The 22,783-nt window shown below is 52.5% G+C and carries 19 protein-coding genes, 2 tRNA genes and 1 riboswitch; of the genes, 18 read left to right on the top strand and 3 right to left on the bottom strand.

The window, feature by feature from the left end; genetic code table 11:
• Positions 1-37: 37 nt before the first annotated feature.
• A riboswitch (TPP riboswitch) is annotated at positions 38-140 on the top strand.
• 112 nt (positions 141-252) lie between these two features.
• From H70357_RS10780 to thiH, 4 genes are all read left to right on the top strand, one after another.
• Positions 253-861, top strand: a complete 609-nt coding sequence (locus H70357_RS10780) for a thiamine phosphate synthase (RefSeq protein ID WP_081966130.1) — start codon at positions 253-255, stop codon at positions 859-861.
• A gap of 52 nt (positions 862-913) precedes the next feature.
• The gene (thiS, locus tag H70357_RS10785) at positions 914-1,117 is read left to right on the top strand and encodes a sulfur carrier protein ThiS (protein ID WP_038588952.1); all 204 of its coding nucleotides are present in this window, start codon (positions 914-916) and stop codon (positions 1,115-1,117) included.
• A 261-nt stretch (positions 1,118-1,378) separates the two neighbouring features.
• Positions 1,379-2,143, top strand: a complete 765-nt coding sequence (locus H70357_RS10790; RefSeq protein WP_038588954.1) for a thiazole synthase — start codon at positions 1,379-1,381, stop codon at positions 2,141-2,143.
• A gap of 29 nt (positions 2,144-2,172) precedes the next feature.
• Positions 2,173-3,330 (top strand): 2-iminoacetate synthase ThiH, encoded by a 1,158-nt coding sequence (thiH, locus tag H70357_RS10795; RefSeq protein ID WP_052091967.1) that lies wholly within the window; start codon positions 2,173-2,175, stop codon positions 3,328-3,330.
• A 28-nt stretch (positions 3,331-3,358) separates the two neighbouring features.
• Here the strand turns inward: thiH and yfbR are convergent, their stop codons facing one another.
• A complete protein-coding gene (gene yfbR, locus H70357_RS10800; RefSeq protein ID WP_038588956.1) occupies positions 3,359-3,994 on the bottom strand; it encodes a 5'-deoxynucleotidase in 636 nt (211 codons plus the stop codon).
• A 105-nt stretch (positions 3,995-4,099) separates the two neighbouring features.
• Here yfbR and H70357_RS10805 point away from each other — a divergent pair, with 105 nt between their 5' ends.
• The gene (locus H70357_RS10805; RefSeq protein WP_038599227.1) at positions 4,100-5,755 is read left to right on the top strand and encodes a fumarate hydratase; all 1,656 of its coding nucleotides are present in this window, start codon (positions 4,100-4,102) and stop codon (positions 5,753-5,755) included.
• Between the two features lie 264 nt (positions 5,756-6,019).
• Positions 6,020-9,001: an alpha-amylase family glycosyl hydrolase gene (locus H70357_RS10810; protein ID WP_038588958.1), complete on the top strand. Its 2,982-nt coding sequence runs from the start codon at positions 6,020-6,022 to the stop codon at positions 8,999-9,001.
• Between the two features lie 131 nt (positions 9,002-9,132).
• Here the strand turns inward: H70357_RS10810 and H70357_RS10815 are convergent, their stop codons facing one another.
• Positions 9,133-10,155, bottom strand: a complete 1,023-nt coding sequence (locus H70357_RS10815; protein WP_038588960.1) for a LacI family DNA-binding transcriptional regulator — start codon at positions 10,153-10,155, stop codon at positions 9,133-9,135.
• Between the two features lie 201 nt (positions 10,156-10,356).
• On the opposite strand from H70357_RS10815, the gene pnpS reads away from it, so the two are divergent.
• The 9 genes from pnpS (at position 10,357) to H70357_RS10860 (ending at position 20,731) form a co-directional block, all read left to right on the top strand.
• Positions 10,357-12,150, top strand: coding sequence for a two-component system histidine kinase PnpS (gene pnpS / locus H70357_RS10820; RefSeq protein WP_038588962.1), 1,794 nt, complete (start codon positions 10,357-10,359; stop codon positions 12,148-12,150).
• Positions 12,151-12,354: 204 nt separating this feature from the next.
• Positions 12,355-13,083 carry a response regulator transcription factor gene (locus H70357_RS10825; RefSeq protein ID WP_038588964.1) on the top strand — a complete coding sequence of 243 codons (729 nt, stop codon included), beginning with the start codon at positions 12,355-12,357 and terminating at the stop codon, positions 13,081-13,083.
• A gap of 179 nt (positions 13,084-13,262) precedes the next feature.
• Positions 13,263-14,018 (top strand): phosphate ABC transporter ATP-binding protein PstB, encoded by a 756-nt coding sequence (pstB, locus tag H70357_RS10830; RefSeq protein ID WP_038588967.1) that lies wholly within the window; start codon positions 13,263-13,265, stop codon positions 14,016-14,018.
• 68 nt (positions 14,019-14,086) lie between these two features.
• Entirely contained in the window at positions 14,087-14,746 is a 660-nt protein-coding gene (phoU, locus tag H70357_RS10835; protein ID WP_038588969.1) for a phosphate signaling complex protein PhoU, read from the top strand.
• A 321-nt stretch (positions 14,747-15,067) separates the two neighbouring features.
• A complete protein-coding gene (gene polA, locus H70357_RS10840) occupies positions 15,068-17,731 on the top strand; it encodes a DNA polymerase I (RefSeq protein ID WP_038588972.1) in 2,664 nt (887 codons plus the stop codon).
• A gap of 51 nt (positions 17,732-17,782) precedes the next feature.
• Positions 17,783-18,625 (top strand): DNA-formamidopyrimidine glycosylase, encoded by an 843-nt coding sequence (gene mutM / locus H70357_RS10845; RefSeq protein WP_038588975.1) that lies wholly within the window; start codon positions 17,783-17,785, stop codon positions 18,623-18,625.
• Positions 18,626-18,809: 184 nt separating this feature from the next.
• Positions 18,810-19,565, top strand: coding sequence for a manganese efflux pump (locus H70357_RS10850; RefSeq protein WP_038588977.1), 756 nt, complete (start codon positions 18,810-18,812; stop codon positions 19,563-19,565).
• Positions 19,566-19,574: 9 nt separating this feature from the next.
• Positions 19,575-20,168 (top strand): dephospho-CoA kinase, encoded by a 594-nt coding sequence (coaE, locus tag H70357_RS10855; protein ID WP_038588980.1) that lies wholly within the window; start codon positions 19,575-19,577, stop codon positions 20,166-20,168.
• Positions 20,168-20,731 (top strand): lytic transglycosylase domain-containing protein, encoded by a 564-nt coding sequence (locus H70357_RS10860; RefSeq protein ID WP_038599230.1) that lies wholly within the window; start codon positions 20,168-20,170, stop codon positions 20,729-20,731. The genes coaE and H70357_RS10860 overlap by 1 nt, the downstream gene beginning before the upstream one ends.
• Positions 20,732-20,820: 89 nt before the next feature.
• Here H70357_RS10860 and H70357_RS10865 read toward each other — a convergent pair whose 3' ends face one another.
• Positions 20,821-21,039: an alpha/beta-type small acid-soluble spore protein gene (locus tag H70357_RS10865; RefSeq protein WP_038588982.1), complete on the bottom strand. Its 219-nt coding sequence runs from the start codon at positions 21,037-21,039 to the stop codon at positions 20,821-20,823.
• A 165-nt stretch (positions 21,040-21,204) separates the two neighbouring features.
• Here H70357_RS10865 and nrdR point away from each other — a divergent pair, with 165 nt between their 5' ends.
• The 3 genes from nrdR (at position 21,205) to H70357_RS10880 (ending at position 22,010) form a co-directional block, all read left to right on the top strand.
• The gene (gene nrdR / locus H70357_RS10870) at positions 21,205-21,681 is read left to right on the top strand and encodes a transcriptional regulator NrdR (RefSeq protein ID WP_038599232.1); all 477 of its coding nucleotides are present in this window, start codon (positions 21,205-21,207) and stop codon (positions 21,679-21,681) included.
• A gap of 170 nt (positions 21,682-21,851) precedes the next feature.
• A tRNA-Ala gene (locus H70357_RS10875) sits at positions 21,852-21,927 on the top strand.
• A 10-nt stretch (positions 21,928-21,937) separates the two neighbouring features.
• A tRNA-Lys gene (locus H70357_RS10880) sits at positions 21,938-22,010 on the top strand.
• Positions 22,011-22,783 lie beyond the last annotated feature (773 nt).

The following is a 22,783-nucleotide window of genomic DNA, read 5'->3' on the forward strand; positions in this document are numbered from 1 at the left end:
TGTTAGTATATGAAACGTTAAGCGTAATTGAATATGAATTTGTCACTAGGGGTGCCGCAAGGCTGAGACGAACATACCCGTTCGGACCCTTTGAACCTGATCTGGTTTATACCAGCGTAGGGAAGTGGAGAACGAATAACTGCAGCGGGGCTGAATGGCCCGGTATTCCTGTATATATTCCAGACTGCCTCCTTTACGGGGGCGGTCTTTTTTGTGTTTGCCGGTAATGCAAAAGAACAGGAGAAGGTGAACGTGTTGAAAGAGATACATTTGATCTCGGATGGAAGGCAGAATCCGGCGCAGTTTGTTCAGCTGGCTGCGGCTGTGCAATTCATAGTGGATTATATCCATCTCCGGGAAAAGGCAATGTCTGCGCGGGAGCTCATAGCTCTGACGGAGCAGCTGATCATAGCGGGGGTTCCGCCTGCCAAGCTGGTGATCAACGACCGGATAGACGTTGCTCTGGCCGCAGGGGCGGGCGGGGTCCAGTTGGCTTGGCACAGCCTGCCGCCTGCCGTAGCGCGCAGCGTAGCACCGGACCTGCGATTGGGAAGGTCGGTGCATTCCCCGGAGGAGGCGGCTGAATCCGGCCGGCAGGGAGCGGACTTCTGCCTGTTCGGGCATGTGTTTCCCTCGGCCTGCAAGCCGGGGCAGCGGGAACGCGGATTGCAGCAGCTGGCTGAGGCTGTCCGCTGCAGCAGCATTCCGCTGATCGCCATAGGCGGAATTGAGCCGGGCAATGCCGGAAAGGTTCTGGCAACGGGTGCTGCCGGAATTGCCGTAATGTCCGGAATATGCAGTGCAGGAGATCCTGTGGCCGCTGCTACAGCCTACAGATCAGCAGTTCAGGCCGTACCCTAAGCTTGAAGCCATTTAATAATGCTCCTGCACCAGTTAAAGGAGGTGAGCAAGCATGAATTTGATCGTGAATGGAAAAGGCGGGACCTATGAAGAGAGCTGCCGGACTGTAGCTGATCTGCTATGCCGGTCCGAGTGGACCGGGAGACTGGTTATCGTGGAGCTGAACGGTGAGATCGTCGGCAAGGACGTTTACGGAAATACGCTGCTGAGCGAAGGTGACCGCGTAGAGCTGGTCCACTTTGTCGGCGGTGGCTAAAGTGCCAGTGCGTGTTGCCGGATGCAAGAAGCAAGAGGTAAGTGGTATGAGGTAAGTGGCAAGTGGTAGGAAGTAAGACGTAAGACGTAAGACGTAAGAAGCAAGAGTTAAAGGCAAGACGTAAGAGGTAAGACGTAAGAAGCAAGAGTTAAAGGTAAGACGTAAGACATAAGACGTAAGACATAACAGGTAAGATCAAAACTCGGCGTATCAGCAACAGAGGCCGCATTTTAGCGGGCCATTATCTCAGGAGGCGATTTTATGCAAGATCCTTTCGTTATCGGCGGAACCCCTTTATCCAGCAGGCTGTTTATCGGAACCGGGAAATATAGCCGCAATACCCTTATTCCCGAAGTGATTGCACGCTCGGGTTCTCAGGTCATTACGGTGGCTCTGCGCCGGGTTGATCCGGAGAGTGACGACAACATTGTTGCGCATATCCCCTCCCATATGACGCTGCTGCCCAATACCTCCGGCGCGCGCACAGCCGAAGAAGCGGTGCGTATTGCCAGACTGGCCAGGGCGGCAGGACTGGGCAATTGGGTAAAGATCGAGGTCATTAATGATCAGAAATATTTGCTGCCTGATAATATGGAGACAGTTAAAGCCACGGAAATATTGGCTGCAGAGGGTTTCGTTGTACTGCCGTATATGAGTCCCGATCTTTCCGCAGCTATCCGGCTCAAGGCAGCCGGAGCTGCCGCTGTTATGCCGCTGGGTGCGCCCATCGGCTCGAACCGCGGCCTGCAGACCAAGGAGCTGCTGCGGATTCTGATCGCAGAAGTGGATCTTCCGGTGATTGTTGACGCCGGTATTGGCAGACCTTCCGAGGCAGCTGAGGCAATGGAAATGGGCGCATCCGCCGTGCTGCTGAACACGGCAATTGCCACTGCGCGTGATCCGCTTCTGATGGCGGAGGCATTCCGTGAGGCGGTAACCGCAGGGCGCAAGGCTTATCTGGCCGGACTGGGGCCGGTGGAGGAGGCGGCAACGGCCTCGTCGCCGCTGACCGGCTTTCTGTCCTAGTCAATGCAGAGAAGGAAGGGAGGAAGAGCATGAGCTTTTTTGATACGGTGATTCGGTTAGAGCAGCTTCCTTACGAGACTTTATGGAAGCAGTATACTGCGGTGGATGTGAAGCGGGCGCTACGATTGGAACAGCTGGACGAAGACGGGCTGATGGCACTGCTGTCTCCCGCGGCGGAGCCTTACCTGGAGGAAATGGCGCAGAAAGCGCAAAGATTGACACGTACGCACTTCGGGCATGTGATGCAGCTGTTTACGCCGATGTATTTGGCCGATTTTTGCGTGAATCATTGCACTTATTGCAGCTTTAGTTCGATTTATGACTTTCCGCGCAAAAAACTGACACTGGAGGAGGTCAGGCAAGAAGCAGAAACCATCGCCGCCACAGGCCTGCGCCACATTCTGATTTTGACCGGCGAATCCCGGAGTGAAAGTCCGGCCGCTTATGTGAGGGAGTGCGTGAAGGTGCTCCGTGACTATTTTTCTTCAGTCAGCATTGAGGTTAATCCGCTCTCTACGGAAGAATACAATGATCTGAGGGTGGCAGGGGTAGACGGTCTTACCTTGTATCAGGAGGTGTACCATCAGGAGACCTATCGAAAGCTGCATGTGAAGGGTCCGAAGAGAGTCTACCGCAACCGTCTGGATGCGCCCGAACGCGGCTGCCGCGCCGGGTTTCGATCCGTGAATATTGGTGCCCTGCTGGGGATGTATGATTGGCGCCAGGAGGCTCTGGCAACGGCCCTGCATGCGAGATACTTGCAGGACAAGTACCCGGAGTGCGAGATCGGCTTGTCGATTCCCCGTTTTCGCCCTTATCTCGGAGAATTCAATCCGGCAAGTGATGTAACCGACCGTGCGCTGGTGCAGATCATACTGGCTTACCGCCTGTTTCTGCCCCGTGCGGGCATTTCATTGTCCACGCGGGAACCGGCAGCTTTGCGCGATCATCTGGTCCATCTCGGCATCACTAAAATGTCCGCAGGAGTATCCACCGAGGTAGGCGGGCATACCCTTGAAGGCGGAACCCCGCAGTTTGAAATATCGGATGGCCGCAAAGTGCATGAAATTACAGAAATGTTGTATGCCAAGGGGCTGCAGCCGGTATTCAAGGACTGGGATATCCTGACAGAGCCGCTCCATTCACCAAAGATTACACCACACCATCAGGTGGACTCCCTGCGTTAATAAATTCGAAGCGATCAAATTGCTGCATTCAATCTGCCGAATCTGCCCCGGGCTCACTGCTCATGCCAGCGGACAGCTCGTCCAGCGACATTTCAAACCCTGGAGCCATATGGGCCAGGAAATAATCCATCTCCGGCAGTTCCAGTATGCGCAGCTTTGTCGCGGTCTGCTCTTTGGCAGCGGCGAACTCGCGGTTGCCTGCAGCGACCTCCCAGACGCATTTTAGGTAGGCGTCCAGCACATCCGCTGCTTTGACATAGCGCAGCAGCCCGGCATCCTCTGAGCCGGGCGGGCTGTCCTGCGGCTGCAGGAGCGGCGTGTAGACCGCGCTTAGCTCCGGCGGAATCATCGCCGCCAGACGTTCGGCGGCGGCCCGCTCCATGTCGCGGAAGCTGGACAGCAGCCGCGGGTTGTTATGTTTCACCGGCGTAGCGATATCGCCGGTGAATACCTCGGAGGCGTCGTGGAACAGCGCCATCACCGCAGCCCGGTCGGCATTTAGCGACCGCCCGAAATGAGCGTTGCCGATCGAGCACAGCATATGGGCCAGCAGGGCTACCTGGAATGAATGCTGCGCCACGTTCTCCGGGGCGGTGCTGCGCATCAGGCTCCAGCGCTGAATATATTGCAGGCGATACAAATAGGCTGAAAAATGGTAGTTCAATTTTTAAGTAACCCCTTTCATGAGCCGATTAATATGATATTATAATAACTAATTGTAACAGAGTTTAGACAACCTGGAACTGATGGAGAGGAGTCCTGAATGAAGATGCAGCATTTTGAAGACAGTATTTATAATCTGATCGTAGAGACCTCCACAAATTTGCCGGGCGATGTGCGCAGGGCGGTAGCGAAGGGGCGCGCGCTGGAAGACAGGGCGACCCGCTCGGGACTTGCTTTGACCACGATTGCACAGAATATCGGAATGGCTGAGCTTCAGGTATCGCCGATCTGTCAGGATACGGGGATGCCGACGTTTATTATTCATACACCTGTAGGCGTTAATCAGATAGAAATGAAAAAAGATATACACAGCGCCATTGTCCGGGCGACCCAAAACGGCAAGCTGCGTCCCAATTCGGTAGATTCGCTTACCGGCGAGAACAGCGGAGACAATCTGGGCGCCGGGACACCGGTAATCCATTTTGAACAATGGGAGGAAGAGGGCGTGGATGTCCGGCTCATCCTGAAGGGCGGCGGCTGCGAGAACAAAAATATCCAATACAGCCTTCCGGCAGAGCTGGAAGGACTGGGCAAAGCTGGCCGTGACCTCGACGGCATCCGCAAATGTATTCTCCATGCCGTCTATCAGGCACAGGGACAGGGCTGCAGTGCGGGCTTCATCGGTGTGGGCATCGGCGGAGACCGCACGACAGGCTATGAGCTGGCCAAGAAGCAGCTGTTCCGTAAGGTGGAGGATATCAACCCGGTAGAGGATCTGGGCAAGCTGGAAGATTATATTATGGAGAATGCCAACAAGCTGGGCATCGGCACGATGGGTTTCGGCGGCGAAGTCACGCTGCTGGGCTGTAAGGTGGGAGTGATGAACCGGCTTCCGGCGAGCTTCTTCGTCTCGGTGGCCTATAATTGCTGGGCCTTCCGCCGCCAGGGCGTGTTGGTTGATCCTGCGACCGGCAAGATCAGGGAATGGCTGTATGAGAGCGGCACGGGGATTTCCGTTGATGATGCTGGAGTACCTTCGCCCGAGCCGGTAGCTGTGCATGCCGCAGGTGCTGCCGGGTCCGGTGTCGTTCCCGGGGATGCCACGATTCCAGGGGCTCCGGCTGTTTTGCCGGCCGCTGAAGCTGCTGAAGGAGCAGGGCAACCTGCAACGGCCGGCGGATCGCGCGAGGTCCGGCTGACGACGCCGATCAGCGAGGAAGATATCCGCAGCCTGCGGGTGGGCGATGTGGTAATCCTGTCCGGGGAAATGCACACCGGCCGCGATGCGCTGCATAAATACCTGATGGACCACGAAACGCCGGTTGATCTGAACGGTGCAGTCATTTATCACTGCGGCCCGGTCATGCTGAAGGATGAGGAAGGCTGGCATGTAAAAGCGGCAGGGCCGACTACAAGCATTCGCGAAGAACCGTACCAAGGGGATATTATTAAGAAATTCGGCATCCGCGCCGTGATCGGCAAAGGCGGAATGGGCCCCAAAACGCTGAAGGCTCTGCAGGAGCATGGCGGCGTATATCTCAACGCTATCGGCGGAGCCGCGCAATATTATGCCGAATGTATCAAGAAGGTCAATGCAGTCGACTTTATGGAATTCGGAATCCCTGAGGCGATGTGGCATTTGCAGGTAGACGGCTTTGCGGCAATCGTAACGATGGATTCGCACGGCAACAGCCTGCATGCTGATGTGGAGAAGGATTCTGCAGCCAAGCTGGCCCAGTTCCGCGAACCTGTGTTCAAATAAGTCATCAGGAAGATAAAGACCACAATAACAGAAGCCAACCTTCATTTTCACTCTGGAGCGAGGCTTCTTTTTTTGCCGATGTTCAGAAGAATTAAGGACAAAAAACGAAGAAATTTAAATTTCTTGACAAGGCATACGTTTGCATGGTAATTTCTTCTAGGAGGAAACCGGTTTCCCGAATTGCAATGCAGTGAGGCAAGTGATGGAATTGCATTTACAGTCTAACACAGGTTTTGTAAACGCTTTTATGAGAGGGAGATGAGAATGAAACGTAAACCATGGCTTATTCCCGTTCTAATCACGTCCATTGTTCTTTCGATCACGATGAATTTATTTGTGGTCCCGCCGTCGCAGGTTGAAGCCGCCAGCATAGGCACCGTTACCGAAAATGATACGATTTATCAGATTATGGTTGACCGCTTTAATGATGGGGATACATCCAATAATGCCACCGGCGCAGCAATCCGTTACGGGGAGAACTCAGAAGAAGATTTCCGTTACATGAAGGGCGGCGACTGGCAGGGGGTTATCGACAAGCTTCCCTATATTCATAACATGGGGTATACGGCAATCTGGATTTCTCCGGTCGCTGAACCACAAATGACGAACCGCGAGAACAACGGCACAGGGAAAAACACGGCCTACCATGGATACAACGTGAAAAACCCCAATGCTGCCAACCCGTATTTCGGGACAAAAGAAAAACTTAAGGAGCTGGTGGACAGCGCCCATGCTCTGGGAATAAAAGTGATTATTGATGTTGTGCCGAATCATATTGGGGACTATATGCTCGGCAGTCAGGCCTATTACGATATCCCGGCATTGCAGCCAGCAGCCCCTTTTAATAATACGTCCTGGTATCATCATAACGGGGATATCAACTGGTCGCTGGCCGACGGAAGATATGATCAGTGGGCTCAGGACTACCTGGAGAATCATGATCTCGGCGGGCTGGATGATATTGATTTCGATGTTCCGGCTGCCAAGCAGGCTGTGTTCAATTCCATCAAGGGCTGGTTTGATTATACAGGGGCAGACGGCGCCCGTGTCGATGCAGCCAAGCTGATGAAACCTACGGACATTGGAGAGCTGCAGAATCTGCTGAACGTCAATACCTTCGGCGAGAACTTTGACGGCAATGCCGAATTTGTCTCCCGCTGGGTGGGTAATAACAAGGAATGGGGAATGCTCGACTTCCCGTTATTTTTCTCCGTGCTGAACAGCTTCGCCTACGGTCAGTCTTTCGAGTCCAATATCAAAAGTACGCTGGCGCTCGATTCCCTTTACAATGGAAATGCTAACCATATGGTCACCTTTATAGATAATCATGACCGCAACCGTTTCCTGACGGAAGCCGGAGGAAACGTCGAGAAGCTGCAAAATGCATTGTCCTTTATTTTCACTGTTCGCGGAACCCCGGTGGTCTTCCAGGGTACAGAGCAGAATAAGGGCAACGGCAACGGCCAGATTATGACCGGCGGAATCGCCGATACCTGGAACCGCTGGTCGATGGTGAAACGGGATGCAAGCGGCAATGTGATTCAGAACTATTTTAATGAAGACGCAAGCACCTTCAAGCATATCGCCAAGCTGAATGAAATCCGCAAAAATAACCCGGCCCTGCGCACCGGCACCCAGCGTGAAATGTGGTCTGCCCAGAACCTGTACGCGTTCTCGCGCCGCATTGACACCGGAGCCAATGTCGGCCAGGAGGTCATCTCTGTATTCAGCAATGCCTCGAACGGTTCGCAGACCATCACTATCCCGCTGCGCGCTGAAAGCACACTGACTGCTGGAACGGTTCTGCTGAACCAGTTCAATACGTCTGACAAAGTGACAGTGCAAGCGGGAGGAGTAACGGGCAAGCAAATCACAGTAACTGTGGGCGCAAATACAGCCAAAGTCTACTCCAAAACACAGCCTGTTTCAGAAAACGAACCTCCGTCTGTGCCAACCAATGTGACAGCTACTGTGCAAAATGCATCCAGTGTACTGGTAAGCTGGACAGCGTCCACGGACAACGTTGGTGTAACCGGATATGAGGTTTACCGCAATGGCGTCAAGGTTGGGACTACTTCTACCCCATCTTATACGGATAACGGGTTAGCGGGTAATACCAGCTATTCTTATACAATAAAAGCTTTTGATGCCGCATCCAATCTGTCGGGATTCAGCTTAGCCGCTCTAGTTGTTACACCTGCGGGGAACAATGTGACGATCTACTATAAGCAGGGCTATACCACACCGTATATCCATTACCGTCCGGCCGGAGGGAGCTGGACGACGGCACCTGGCGTAGCCATACCGGCAGCAGAAGTGGCAGGCTACAATAAAATAACGGTCAATATCGGTGCTGCCACCCAGCTTGAGGCCGTCTTCAACAACGGAAGCGGCACATGGGACAGCAACGGCGGCAGCAATTATTTCTTCGGCACCGGCACCTGGACCTATACACCGACCGGAAATATCCAATCCGGCGGACCCGTGACGCCGACAGCTACACCAACGGTGACACCGACTCCAACACCGACAGCCACACCGACGGTGACACCGACTCCAACACCAACGCCGACTGCTACAGCAACGCCAACGCCGACTGCTACAGCAACGCCAACAGCAACGGTGACGCCAACAGCGACACCTGTGGGCAATACGGCGACGATCTATTACAAGAATGCAGCTTTCAGCAATTCCTATATCCATTACAAGCTGGACGGTTCAACGACCTGGACGACTACGCCAGGCGTGCAGATGGAGTCTTCCTCCTATGCGGGTTATAAAGTACTAGAGATTCCGCTGGGCAATGCGGCCGGTCTGACCGCTGCCTTTAATAATGGCAGCGGCACATGGGACAGCAACGGCGGCAACAATTATCACTTTGGCGCGGGGAGCTCGAGTCTGGTGAACGGCAGCCTGTCGGCTGGAGAACCGCAGGCCGACAGCGTGACGTTCCGGGTCAGTGTTCCGGGTACTACGCCTGCAAGCGGACCGGTGTATCTGACCGGCTCCTTTAACAGCTGGAACGCAGCGGACCCTGCTTACCAGCTGACCAAGGGAAGCGACGGCGTATATTCGATTACACTCAGCCTGCCTGCAGGAACTGCTGTGCAGTATAAGCTGACCCGTGGAAGCTGGGCGGCCGTAGAAACCGCCTCAGGCGGTACGGACATCGCCAACCGGACACTGACACCGGCAGGCGGAGCACAGACAGTCACGCTGACCGTGCAGCGCTGGAAGGATCAATAACAGCTGCAATTAAATCTCTGCCACACTAATCGGTTTCCAAATGGATGTTTATAAACAAGGAGCGGCTCCCCGGGAGGCCGCTCCTTGTTTTAAGTTCCACAAACTTTAGCGAAGAACAGATTATGGCTAAGCTAATTCCGGACAATATGTCTTAACGTGGATTCCCGGGCAATAAGCTCCGGTTCCAGCAGAAGCTGCCGTGATCCCGTATTTTTGCTCTGGATAAGATCCATCAGCCATTGGCCGGAGGTTACCCCAAGCTTGAAGGTATCTATATTCAATGAGGTCAGGGGAGGTGTGGTATATCGGGAGAAAGGGTATTCATCAAAAGCAGCCACACCGAGCTGTGCGGGGATTTCAATGTCCAGCTCGCGGGCGGCTCTTAGCACGCCGAAGGCAACATAATTAGTCATACATACGATGCAGTCGGGCCGGTCACTACCCTGCAGAAGCTGCATGGCGGCACGGTAGCCTTCATGCTCGTCGGCTTGCCCATTCACAATGAATCTTTCCGGGGCGGACCTGCCTGCCTGGTTCAAAGCCTTAAGATAGCCGTTTAAGCGGGAAGTGAAGATTCGCTCATGCGGCTCTCCGCCAATGAAAGCGGGCAGGGAGTAACCCTGCTCCAGCAGGTGGCGTGTCAGCATTCTGCCGCCGGCTTCATTATCGAAATCGACCCAGCTGGCCGGATCGTTACTTTCGCCAATGGAGATGTAGGGAAATCCAAGCTGATCGAGCTGCGCGGACAGTTCTTCCGTCAGCACTGAATTGTTGGCGATAATTCCGTCGACGCGCTGATTGTAGACCAGTCTGTTCAGGAAATCTCCCTCTTCATCATTATGCTGCACATTGCAGAGGGTCAGCTCATATTTCAGCGGACCGATCACGCTCTCTATTCCACCTATAATGTTATAGAAGAATTGATTCAGAAATTCGCTTCCTTTGGACATGTCAACCAGCAGCCCCACGGTATTACTGCTCTGCCTGGCAAGTCCGGTGGCGATGCTGCTCGGGGTATAGTTCATTTGCTTCATAATTTCACGGACTCTGCGTTTGGTGTCCTGCGAAATTTTCGGAGAATCGTTCAGTACCTTGGAGACAGTCGACTTGGCGACATTGGCGGCTTTTGCAACATCTGAAATCGTTACTTTCATTAGATTTCCCTCTCGAATTTAACAGGTTTTGTAATGATAATACCATAAATCGGGTGGAGCCTTAATGTTTTACGTCTCTGCTGGCAGCACATGCTGTCCTATTTTTACACTGTGTTGATAATTGCCTGGAGAACTGGTATTTTAGCCAAAATGGAGGTAGGATGTTCTCAATGACATAATGACAAGGAAGAGGATTTTTAGATGAAACCGTTTCGTATCCGGCTTACTTTTATACTGATGACTATGATCGGGATTTCCATGATCGGCGCCGGACTTACCATGGCCCAATTGTTTAAGGACTCCCATATTGCGGCCCTGGAGGAAAACATGTCCCGGGAAATAAAGCTGCTCTCCGGAACACTTCAGTTTGCCGATATGAACAGCTCCGGCGCATTGAATTTCTATACGGAGCAGGCCAAGCATATCTCTAAGCTGACCAATTCCCGGATCACCTTCATTACCAAGGACGGCAAGGTCATCGGCGATTCGGAGAAGGATCCGCTGCAAATGGACAATCACTCCACCCGTGAGGAGGAAGTGCTGGCCGCCAAGGAAGGAATCGGACGGGCGATCCGTTACAGTGATACCCTCGACCGGCAAATGCTGTATGTAGCCGGAGCTGTAGTCTCGGATCAGGGGTTCGACGGTTATATCCGGCTCTCCATGGAGCTAAACGCGGTGACGGAAGGACTCAGCCGGGCTTGGCTGATTATGGCCGGGGGGCTGGTTCTGCTGTTTATTGCGGCAACCCTGGTGAGCTACAAGGTGGCTTCAAGTATGACCTCTCCGCTGGAGCAGATTACGCGAGTGGCCCGGCGTATAACCGACCTGGATTATGATGCCCGAGTGCCGATGAAGCGCAAGGATGAGATCGGTCAGCTTGCTACAGCAATCAATGCCATGGCCGACAGCCTGCAGACCCAGCTGAAGACGATCCGTGATAACGAGGATTTGCTGCAGAGCGTGCTGGACAATATGACCGGCGGTATTGTGATGATCAATGCGGAGGGCGAGATTGCGCTGCTGAACCGGGCATCGGAACGTCTGCTGGACGTGAAGAACAGTGAAATGGCCGGCTATTCCTACAAGGAAATTAAGCATCATTATGAGCTTACCCGATTGATTGACGAGGGAGTTACCCGTAAGGAGGCAATCCACGAGGAACGGAGCATTTATAACCCGGCCGAGCGGATCGTCCGGCTTGACGGTGTGCCGATGATGCAGGATGGCTCTTACCGGGGCATGCTGTTCCTGCTGCAGGAGGTGACGGAAATCCGCCGTCTGGAGAAAATGCGCAGTGAGTTTGTGGCCAACGTCTCACATGAGCTGAAGACACCGGTGGCTGCGGTAAAAGGGTTTGCCGAGACCCTGCTTGGAGGCGGCGTTACGGATGAGAAGACGGCACGTTCTTTCCTGCAGATTATTTATGATGAGAATGAACGGTTGAACCGGTTAATCGGAGATATTCTGGAATTGTCCAAAATCGAATCAAAGCGCGTGCAGCTCGAATGCTCTCCTGTCCATTTAATTGAATTTTTTGATTCCGTACTGGGGACGCTCAGTAAAGTGGCAGAAAAGAAAAAAATCAGCCTCAGTGCAAATGTGCCGAACGAGCTGTTCGTGGAGGGTGATGAAGACAAGCTGCGCCAGATCTTTATGAATCTGCTCTCCAATGCAATCAATTACACGCATGATGGGGGAAGTGTGAAAGTAACCGTCGTCAACGGCCATAAGGCGGACGGCACGGAAACGGTTGTCTTTACCGTCAGCGATACCGGCATGGGCATTCCCCGCAAGGATTTGCCGCGGATTTTTGAACGCTTTTACCGGGTGGATAAGGCAAGATCGAGAAGCTCCGGCGGAACCGGCCTCGGATTGTCAATCGTGAAGCATCTGGTGGAGCTGCATCGCGGTTCGATTACGGTGGAGAGTGATCTCGGCATCGGCAGCTCGTTTATTCTGGAATTGCCGCTGTTGCAGGAGCAGGCAGAATAGGATGAAGCCCCGTTTACAGCTGGACACGCTCCCGGCAGTGCGTTTTCAAATTTGCCAGTGGGCCCTTCAAGGTTTACTATGGAATTGAATTCTTTTTAAAAATTCAGAAGTCATTGAGATTTTACACCGAGTTAACATTCCGGTGATATGATGGGCTTGCGAACTGATTTGTAAATTTAAAAACATATGAAGACGGGGGAACCTATGGCACAACGATTGCTTGTCATTGAAGACGAACCGACGCTGGCACGGCTGCTGTCCTATAATTTGACGCAGGAAGGTTATGAAGTGACGGTAGAGGATCATGGAACGGCAGGATATGACCGTGCGACTAGAGAACCTTTTGACCTGATCGTACTGGACCTCATGCTTCCGGGAATGAACGGGATTGATATTCTTGATAAACTACGCGGACAAGGCATCCGTACGCCTGTTATCGTGCTGACTGCCAAAAATGCCGAAGAGGATGTAGTTCGCGGCCTGAAATCCGGTGCTGATGATTATATAACCAAACCTTTTGGTGTATCGGAATTGCTTGCCCGGGTCAGCGCAGTACTCCGGCGGATCTCCGGACTTGCCGAAGAAGTCCAGCCGGAAGCTGTAGTATCGGCATCGACGATTATTCTGGGACAGCTGGAAATTTACCCTGAACGGTATGAGGTTTCTCTGGGCGGAGTCAGCATTAATCTGCGGCCGAAGGAATTTGAAGTGCTGCTGTATCTGGCGCGCAAGCCGGGTGTGGTGCTGACGCGCGACGATTTGATGAATGCCGTATGGGGCTTTGATTATATCGGCGGACAGCGGACGGTGGATGTCCACGTCAGCTCACTGCGCAAGAAACTGGAGCTTGATCCGGAATCAGTCCATATTGATTCGATTCGCGGTGTAGGTTACAAACTGGTAGTTAGCAAGAAAAGAGCGCCTGTCATTTGAAATGACGGTGTTCTTTTTTTAAAATATACAAAGAAATGAAATAATAAGATCATCGGCATTTCGTGAAAACGGGACGATTGTTACCGATTTTACACTGCGTTAACAATTCTCTTCAACTCTATTTACACTGAAAGCTTATCATGGGGAACGAAGATGATGAGAAGGAGACGCAAAAACTAATGAAATCCATCATTGACATAGAGAAACTTGATCTCTACTATGAGTCTTTTCATGCACTGAAGGCTGTGGATCTGCAGATTCCGGAGAAACAGGTGACAGCTTTTATCGGTCCCTCCGGCTGTGGTAAATCCACATTACTGCGCACACTAAACCGTATGAACGACATGATTCCCGGAACACGTATTGAAGGTAAAGTGAACATCAGCGGCAAAAATATTTACAGCGACGAGGTTGAGGTGGAGAGCCTGCGCAAGCAGGTCGGCATGGTATTCCAGCAGCCCAATCCATTTCCCAAGTCGATCTACGACAACGTGGCCTACGGCCCCCGTCTGCATGGCGTCCGCGCCAAAGCGGAGCTGGATGAACTCGTAGAACAAAGTCTGCGGCAATCCGCGCTTTGGGAGGAAGTTAAGGATTTTCTGAAAAAATCTGCACTTAGCCTGTCCGGTGGACAGCAGCAGCGTCTTTGCATTGCCAGAGCGCTTGCGGTACAACCGGATATTCTGCTGATGGATGAGGCAACCTCCGCGCTTGACCCGGTATCCACACTAAAGATTGAGGAACTGGTACAGGAGCTGCGCGATAAGTACACCATTGTTATGGTCACACATAATATGCATCAGGCGGCCCGGGTATCGGGCAAAACCGTGTTTTTCCTGAACGGTGTAATTGTAGAGGCTGCGGATACGGAACTGTTGTTCTCCAATCCAAAGGACTCCCGCACAGAAGACTATATATCCGGCCGCTTCGGCTAACCCCCGCAGGGACCCGTTACTGGAAATGACAAGCTGACCATACGTTTTTGAGGAGGATCGCTTTTATTATGATTCGCAGAAAAGAATTCGATAAAGATCTGGAAGAACTACGCAGCCTGCTGCAGCAGATGGGCGAGCATGTAACGGATGCTCTGGAAGGTGCAATCGTAGCTTTGCAGACTCTTGACACCGTACGTGCACAAGAAATCGTCAAAGCCGATTTACGGCTGAATGCCATGGAAGACAGAATAATGGAAATCGGTTCGCGGCTGATTATCACCCAGCAGCCCGTAGCCAAGGACCTGCGCCGAATTATTGTTGCGTTCAAAATATCCAGCGATCTGGAGCGTATGGGCGATTTGGCACTGGATGTTGCGAAGGTTACGCTGCGCATTCAGGGCCAGCAATTGATCAAACCGCTGGTGGATATTCCGCGGATGGCTGAAATTGTGGCCGTCATGATCGACGAGGCGATTCAATCCTATCTGGATGAGAACACCGATCTGGCGTACAAGATGGCCGAGGATGACGACCAGGTCGATCATTTGTACAGTGCAACGATTAATGAACTGTACACTTATATGGTCGAAAAGCCGGAATCGCTGAATCAGGCGATGCTGTTGACGCTGGTTGGCCGCTATATCGAGCGGATTGCCGATCACGCGACCAACATCGGCGAAAGTGTGGTTTATCTCGTAACAGGCAAACGCCCGGATCTGAATCAATAACGAAGGCACGATTGAGCCGGTGCTGGCTGACCTTGTGCAGCAGCCCCGGATGAATTTCGCGTGTACCTACTAAGCAGCAAACTCCTGTACTGGAGGCTTGCTGCTTTTTTTCATTTTTATTTGGAAGTTAAGAGGTTTTTGCAAGGGTAATAATGGAAATCCTACATTAAATACATAAACTTCGGGCGCTTTCTCTATTTAGCGGGCGGGAACTTGCTTTACCGGTAGAATCCGCAGTTCATTTCGGATGTCTTGGTTCTTTTTTGAGCGGGGCATATGTTACTATGTAGGGAGTAAGCAAGATAAAGGCGAGGTGCTATAGTGGACAAGTTGATACTAATCGATGGAAATAACATCATTTATCGCGCATTTTTCGCCATGCCGCCGCTGACGAATACGGCGGGGCAGCAGACAAATGCGGTATACGGATTTACGACGATGCTGCTGCGTTTAATAGAGGAGCATAAGCCGAGTCATCTGATCGTAGCATTCGATGCCGGGAAGATTACATTCCGGCATGAAGGGTATGAAGATTATAAGGGCGGCCGTCAAAAGACACCGCCAGAGCTCTCCGAGCAGTTTCCGATGCTGAAGGACCTGCTGCGTGATATGGGGGTGCCGCAGTTTGAGATTTCCGGTTACGAAGCTGACGATATTATCGGCAGCATCTCGCGTGAGGCTGATGAAGCCGGACGCCAGGTAATGATCGTGTCCGGGGACAAGGACATGCTGCAGCTGGCCTCGGAGTATACGACGGTGGCACTGGTCCGTAAGGGCGTTACAGAAGTCGAGCTGTACGGACCGCAGCAAATCCGCGAGAAATACGATCTGACGCCAGAGCAGATCATCGACCTTAAGGGGCTGATGGGTGATGCCAGTGATAACATTCCCGGAGTGCCTGGCGTAGGCGAGAAGACCGCACTTAAGCTGCTGCACCAGTTCGGTTCGGTCGAAGGCGTGCTGGCCGGAACCGGCGAGCTGAAGGGCAAGATGAAAGAGAAGCTGGAGGAACATGCGGACAGTGCCGTGATGAGCAAGAAGCTGGCGACGATTTACCGCGAGGTTCCGCTGGAACATGCCTGGGAGGATATGGAATTCACCGGAATTAAGGGGGATACCGCCGGCCCGGCACTCGCCAAGCTGGAATTCAAATCCCTGCTTGAGCGCCTGTCGCTGAGCGCTTATTCGCCCAGCAGTGATGGAGCTGTAGAAGCGGTTGAAGCTGCCGTCCTGGATATTACCATCGTCGGTGAAAGTGAGCTGGAGGACTTGATCTCCGCTCTCCCGGGCATTTCCGCGCTGCATGTGGAATCAAACGGTGAGAACCCGCACCGTGCAGAAGTGATTGGCCTTGGCTTGTCTTCGCCGGAGCGGCATTACTTCGTGCCGTTTGCACTGCTGCAGAGCCATGCTGCTGCTCCGCTGCGGGCCTGGCTGGGAGACAGCAAGGCGCCGAAGAGCGGTTATGATCTGCACCGCGCCGATCTGGCGCTGCATTGGCAGGGGATTCCTTTTGCCGGAGCAGCCAATGATGTGCAGCTTGCTGCTTATCTGCTGGATCCGACAGAAGCAAATCAGAACTTGAATGATCTTACCGCCAAATATGGCCTGCCCCGCTTATCTCCGGATGAAGAGGTGTTCGGCAAAGGCGCCAAATATAAAATACCGGAGCTTGAAATCCTCGGCAATCATGTGGCGCGCAAAAGCGCTACCGTGCTTGGTATCGTCGAGAAGCAGCAGCAGGAGCTGACCGAGACGGCAATGACCGGACTGTTCGAAGATCTCGAAATGCCGCTGTCGCGCATTCTTGCCGATATGGAAAAACAGGGGATTGCCGTCAATAAAGAAGATCTTAAAGAGCTGGGGAAAGAATTCGAAGCCCAGATTTCCAAGCTGGTTGCTGAAATCTACGAGATATGCGGAACCGAGTTCAACCTGAATTCGCCTAAGCAGCTCGGGGAAATCCTGTTTGTGAAGCTGGGTCTGCCTGTCGTCAAGAAGACCAAAACAGGCTATTCCACCGATGCCGAGGTGCTGGAGAAACTGGCCCCTTATCATGATGTGGTGCGTCTGATCCTGCAATACCGCTCGATCGCCAAGCTCCAGTCCACCTATGTAGAGGGGCTGCTCAAGGAAGTCTCCGAGGTGACCGGTAAGGTGCATACCTTCTACCGGCAGACCATTGCCGCAACAGGAAGGCTTAGCAGCCAATTTCCGAACCTGCAGAACATTCCGATCCGGCTGGAGGAAGGCCGCAAGATCCGCAAGGTCTTTGTACCGTCCGAACCGGGCTGGTCAATTCTGGCGGCAGATTACTCGCAGATCGAACTCCGCGTGCTGGCACATATTTCCGGTGATGAGCGGATGAAGGAAGCTTTTCTGCATGATATGGATATTCATACCAAGACAGCGATGGATGTGTTCGGAGTCACGGCCGACCAGGTCGACAGCAACATGCGCCGGTCCGCCAAGGCGGTTAACTTCGGCATTGTGTACGGCATCAGTGATTACGGACTGTCGCAGAACCTGGGGATTTCCCGCAAGGAAGCATCACATTTTATTGAGCAGTACTTTGAAGTATATGAGGGTGTACGCCGCTACATGGACGATATCGTGCTTGATGCCCGCAAGCAAGGTTATGTAACCACGCTGCTGGAACGCCGCCGCTATCTGCCGGAGATCAATGCGAAGAACTTTAATCTGCGCTCATTTGCCGAACGTACGGCGATGAATACCCCAATTCAAGGGACGGCTGCAGACATTATCAAGCTGGCTATGGTCCATATGGACAAGGCGCTGTATGAGCGCGGGCTGAAGAGCCGCATGCTGCTGCAGGTGCACGATGAGCTTGTTTTCGAGGTGCCGGAAGATGAGCTTGAGCTGATGAAGGAACTGCTGCCCAAGGTTATGGCCGGCGCGCTCAAGCTCTCTGTGCCGCTGAAGGCAGAGGTAAGTTATGGAAGTAACTGGTATGAGGCGAAATAGACTCCCCGCAGGCCCGGCAATTCCGGTATAATGGAGGAGAGGTGAGCCATTATGCCGGAATTGCCGGAAGTAGAAACAGTCAAGAGAACACTTAATGAATTAATTAAAGGCAAGCAGATAGAGAATGTCACCGTCCGGCTGCCGCGGATTATCCAGCGTCCGGACGATACTCAGGCTTTTGCCCATATGCTGGCAGGCCATAGCGTGGTTCATGTGGAGCGCAGAGGCAAATTTCTGCGTTTTGTATTTGACGGTTTGGTAATGGTCTCCCATCTGCGGATGGAGGGCCGGTACGGTCTTTTCCAGGGAGATGAGCCGCTGGACAAGCATACGCATGTCATCTTCCATTTCACCGACGGCACCGAGCTGCGGTATACGGATGTGCGTCAGTTTGGTACCATGCATTTGTTCCAGCCGGGCGAGGATCTTCTCCTTAAGCCGCTGAGCAAGCTGGGGCAGGAACCGCTTGATCCTTCCTTTACAGTGGAGAGATTCAAGGAAATTGTCTCCGGTAAAAACACCAAAATCAAACCGCTGCTGCTGAATCAGGAATATGTGGTCGGCATCGGCAATATTTATGTAGATGAGGCGTTGCATCGCGCCGGAATTCACCCTGAGGTGAGCGCGAAGGCGCTTACGGAAGAGCAGTTGAACAAGCTGCATCATGCGATTGTGGCAACGCTGACTGAGGCGGTGAATGCCGGAGGCTCCTCTGTGAAGTCGTATGTCAACGGCCAGGGAGAAAGCGGCAGCTACCAGCAGCAATTGCTCATTTACGGACGTAAGGATCAGCCCTGCGCCACCTGCGGTACTCTCATCGAGAAGAGTGTTGTAGGCGGCCGGGGCACTCATATTTGCCCAAGCTGCCAGCCTTTGGCTGCGGCAGTTAAGTAGGGCATCGCACTAGAGCAAGAGATGATTTACAGGCATTATACACCTCTGCTGTTCATGCTGCTGCAAAAGTAAGGCACCGACAGTTTGTCCCGCCCATATACTGTGTGAAGAATGCTCAATAAAGCGAACGGAGCCCGCGGAACGTTCCGCACGGGCTGCCGGTTCTTCACGGGAGGGATTGCGGGTGCTCAGCCCCTTGTTTTCATTGCTGCTGCTGGCTTTTGCCCTGAGCTTGGACGGTTTTGGTGTAGGCATTACATATGGACTCCGCAAAATGAAAATACCGCTGCTCTCCATTATGATTATCTCGCTTTGCTCGGGGATAGTCATTTGTGTCTCTATGCAGGTAGGTGTGCTGCTGGCGAAGGTAATTTCACCGCAGGCCGCTTCAAGCATCGGCGCGATTATTCTGGTCCTGATGGGCTGCTGGTCCCTCGTCCAGATGCTGATTCAGAAGGAGAAGGAGCACAGTCCGGGAGGACGGGAGACAGGAACCGTACTGCTTTCGGGAGTGGCTTCCAAGGGGGAGGCTGCAACTGCTGACCTTGCAGATACGACTGCGGTTTCTGTGAGTGAGATCGAAAAAGACGCGCAGAAGGCGGCAGTCTTTTCACTGGAGCTCCGCCATCTCGGGGTGGTCATCCAGATTCTCCGTACGCCGTCTTCGGCCGATATGGACGCCTCCGGGAGCATTTCCTCCATGGAAGCGATGCTGCTCGGAATAGCACTGTCGCTGGATGCTTTCGGAGCGGGTCTTGGGGCTGCACTGCTGGGATTCAGTCCGGTATCCACCTCGCTTATGATCGCCCTGTTCAGCGGAACCTTTCTGCTGCTGGGCATGAGAACAGGTCTTAAGCTGTCTGGACGTTACTGGATGAAGCATGCTGCCGTACTGCCTGCGTTAATGTTAATTGCAATGGGAATAATGAAGCTATTATGAGGTGAGTACATGATTATGGGCTTAACCGGAGGCATTGCTTCTGGAAAAAGCACCGTGTCCGCACTGTTTGTGGAAAAGGGAGCAAGACTCGTGGACGCTGATGCCATCGCCAGAGAAGTCATGCTCCCGGGACATCCGGTGCTGGCTGCAGCTGTGCTGCATTTTGGAGAAGGAATCCTGCTGCCGGATGGAACACTGAACCGCACCAAGCTGGGGGAGATCGTTTTTCATGATCCGGAAGCCCGGCAGGCGCTGAATCAGTTGACGCATCCGGCGATTCGCCAGGAAATCAAAGACCGTATGAACACAATGGAACAAGAAGACCCGCAGCGGTTGACTATTGTAGATATCCCTCTGCTGTATGAATCGGAGCTGGACAACCTTTTCGGGCAAATTGTGGTCGTCTATGTTCCCCGGGAGGTCCAGTTGGACCGGCTGATGGAGCGCAACAGGCTGACTCTGGAGCAGGCCCAAGGAAGACTGGATGCCCAGTTGGATATTGAACTGAAGCGCAGCAGAGCGGACTACATCATCGACAACAGCGGTACTCTTGCCCAAACTGAGCAGCAGGTTGCCGTATTGTGGGACAGGCTGGGCCTATGATGAAATGGCTGCGTAAAAAAAGAGTGCTGCTCCTGTTATTCGTTGGATTCACTGGAATCCTGTTCTTGAGTACCAACTGGATGTCCTGGTTTTATCCGATTTATTATAAAGCAGAAATTCGTGAGCACAGTATTACCTACGATATGGACCCGTTCCTTGTGGCAGCCATCATCCGGGTGGAAACGAACTATAAGACCGGCCGGGAGTCCAAAAAAGGCGCATTGGGACTCATGCAGCTGATGCCGGATACGGCGAAGTGGGCGCTTGAAAAGGCCAAGCTTCCCGATGTCTCACTGCAACAATTGAAGAGGGAGCCATCGGCCAACATTGAGCTTGGAACCTGGTATTTGTCATCGCTTTCCCGCCAGTTTGATGGCAACCGTACCGCTGTAATCGCGGCCTATAACGCAGGCCCCGGGAAAGTGAAGAGCTGGCTGGAAAAGGGCAATTGGGACGGTACAGCGGCTTCCGTGAAGGATATCCCGTTTGGCGAGACCCGGCATTATGTGCAGCGAGTCATTTATTATTACGACCAGTACACGGAGATTTACAGCGAGTTCTAAGGGAGAAGACTGTATTTGTACGAAAAAAGAAGCATTAAACAGCCTTGAGGGCCGTTTAATACTTCTTTAGGCAAGCTTATGGGGACAGGTTATTTGTATTGACCTGCCAGTGATTGCTCAGCCAGGGTTACAAGACGTTTAGTGATGTAACCACCGATCGAACCGTTTTCGTAAGAAGTTTTATTGCCTTGGTATCCATCTGGGGAGAGCGTGATACCTAGTTCTTGGGCAACTTCATATTTCAGTTGTTCCAAGGCACCGCGTGAATTTGGAGCTACCAGGTTATTGGAGCTGTTGTTTTGGCTCATTGCTGTTCACCTCCTATCGGTTGGTAACTGTATTATGTGCCGGACATGGCATATTCATAACAACAAATAAACGGTGTTTTCTGGAAATAAAATCAGCTTACCGGTAGCCGGCGTATGCCGGACCGGAAAGCGACCATTAATGCAAAAGGAAGTGACTTAAGGCTTATGAAATGCCCTTACTGCGATCACACGAATACGAAAGTGCTTGACTCGCGTCCGGCCAACGAGAATAAGTCCATCCGGCGCAGGCGGGAATGTGAGCGCTGCAGCAAGCGGTTTACCACCTTTGAGATGATTGAAGAAACTCCGCTGATCGTGATCAAAAAAGACGGCAGCCGCGAAGAATTCAGCCGCGACAAAATCCTGCGCGGCCTTATCCGTGCCTGCGAGAAACGTCCCGTCTCCGTAGAGCGCCTGGAGTCCATTGTCTCCGAGGTGGAGAAGTCGCTGCGCGGCATCGCCTTAGCCGAAGTGGAGAGCCGCCAGATCGGCGAGCTGGTCATGGAGCAGCTCTACCCTGTCGATGAGGTCGCTTACGTCCGCTTCGCCTCCGTGTACCGCCAGTTCAAGGATATCAACATGTTTATGAAGGAACTGAAGGGACTGCTCTCTAAAAACACCGAGGAGTTTGAGGGGTTGTAGAAGCATTTTGCGCACCCCGAAAAACTTTTTTTGAAAAAGTGTTGACACCGAAGGCGATTTTTTATATTATATAGAAGTCGCCTACGGAACTTAAACATGACGAAGCGATGGGAGCTAACAGCTCAGTCCGGATTTTAGAATACATAGTTGTAGTTCTAAATCAGCCACATGGGGCCATAGCTCAGCTGGGAGAGCGCATCGCTGGCAGCGATGAGGTCAGGGGTTCGATCCCCCTTGGCTCCACCAAATTTCATATGGACTCTTAGCTCAGTTGGTAGAGCAGTAGACTCTTAATCTATTTGTCCAGGGTTCGAGCCCCTGAGAGTCCATCCTAAAGAACGGCAGAAATGCCGTTCTTTTGCTGTTTATGGGAGTTGGAGAAATAAGCAGAGAGTGGGAATTTCTGAGCTGCAAATGCCAACGGCAACAGCCCGCTCGTGCATCCCATCCGGAGCTCAACCTCTGAACCCCAGTTGTTAAAGGTAAACGCCAACTGCCTAGTCCAAATCCCCAAACGTCAAATGCTAATGCTGACTGCCACTCCCAACACTGTATGCCAACGTCGACCACCAGTTACGATTGGCTGGCTGCCCGCTAACTCCGAAATCCAACTTCAGACTAACCACTGCTACCCTGAATTCCTTGCGGACTCCACAGACTTTATTTTCGCTAATCAGCATATATTGCAGAGCTAACGGACCATACTGCGCTTATCCCCCTACATCAGGCAATATTTCATATGAACATCAGCTAATAACTGCATCTGAGTCCGTAAGATAGACGAAACAGCGTTTCTTGGAGAAATAAAGGCGCCCCGGTCCGTAACGATTCACTCGACTCCTCCATCACATAGGCTGCTTGCACATCTCCCAGTGTCCTCCTACGGAGATTTTCAGTATTTTGCATGCGAGCTTCTCGGTAGGTTTTCAACTTTCGTTACCAGGAATTGTTTACAGTTGTCCTTCCTTCACTTGTCAATAAACGATGGAGGCTCAAAAATCATATTGACTTTCTGAAATTGAGTGGATACAATGATACCTACAGGAAACACTGTTACCGTAAATGCGCTTCACTTAACTTTCAAAAAAATCGAAAAATAGTT

The sequence above is a fragment of the Paenibacillus sp. FSL H7-0357 genome, assembly GCF_000758525.1.
Lineage (GTDB): Bacteria > Bacillota > Bacilli > Paenibacillales > Paenibacillaceae > Paenibacillus_AQ.

Excerpts from the sequence above, each read along its gene's own strand:
- pnpS (WP_038588962.1), top strand. The coding sequence starts at position 10,357 with ATGAAACCGTTTCGTATCCGGCTTACTTTTATACTGATGACTATGATC.
- thiH (WP_052091967.1), top strand. The coding sequence starts at position 2,173 with ATGAGCTTTTTTGATACGGTGATTCGGTTAGAGCAGCTTCCTTACGAG.
- pstB (WP_038588967.1), top strand. The coding sequence starts at position 13,263 with ATGAAATCCATCATTGACATAGAGAAACTTGATCTCTACTATGAGTCT.
- nrdR (WP_038599232.1), top strand. The coding sequence starts at position 21,205 with ATGAAATGCCCTTACTGCGATCACACGAATACGAAAGTGCTTGACTCG.
- coaE (WP_038588980.1), top strand. The coding sequence starts at position 19,575 with ATGATTATGGGCTTAACCGGAGGCATTGCTTCTGGAAAAAGCACCGTG.
- phoU (WP_038588969.1), top strand. The coding sequence starts at position 14,087 with ATGATTCGCAGAAAAGAATTCGATAAAGATCTGGAAGAACTACGCAGC.
- H70357_RS10810 (WP_038588958.1), top strand. The coding sequence starts at position 6,020 with ATGAAACGTAAACCATGGCTTATTCCCGTTCTAATCACGTCCATTGTT.
- H70357_RS10865 (WP_038588982.1), bottom strand. The coding sequence starts at position 21,039 with ATGAGCCAAAACAACAGCTCCAATAACCTGGTAGCTCCAAATTCACGC.
- H70357_RS10790 (WP_038588954.1), top strand. The coding sequence starts at position 1,379 with ATGCAAGATCCTTTCGTTATCGGCGGAACCCCTTTATCCAGCAGGCTG.
- H70357_RS10860 (WP_038599230.1), top strand. The coding sequence starts at position 20,168 with ATGAAATGGCTGCGTAAAAAAAGAGTGCTGCTCCTGTTATTCGTTGGA.
- H70357_RS10805 (WP_038599227.1), top strand. The coding sequence starts at position 4,100 with ATGCAGCATTTTGAAGACAGTATTTATAATCTGATCGTAGAGACCTCC.
- thiS (WP_038588952.1), top strand. The coding sequence starts at position 914 with ATGAATTTGATCGTGAATGGAAAAGGCGGGACCTATGAAGAGAGCTGC.
- mutM (WP_038588975.1), top strand. The coding sequence starts at position 17,783 with ATGCCGGAATTGCCGGAAGTAGAAACAGTCAAGAGAACACTTAATGAA.
- H70357_RS10825 (WP_038588964.1), top strand. The coding sequence starts at position 12,355 with ATGGCACAACGATTGCTTGTCATTGAAGACGAACCGACGCTGGCACGG.
- H70357_RS10815 (WP_038588960.1), bottom strand. The coding sequence starts at position 10,155 with ATGAAAGTAACGATTTCAGATGTTGCAAAAGCCGCCAATGTCGCCAAG.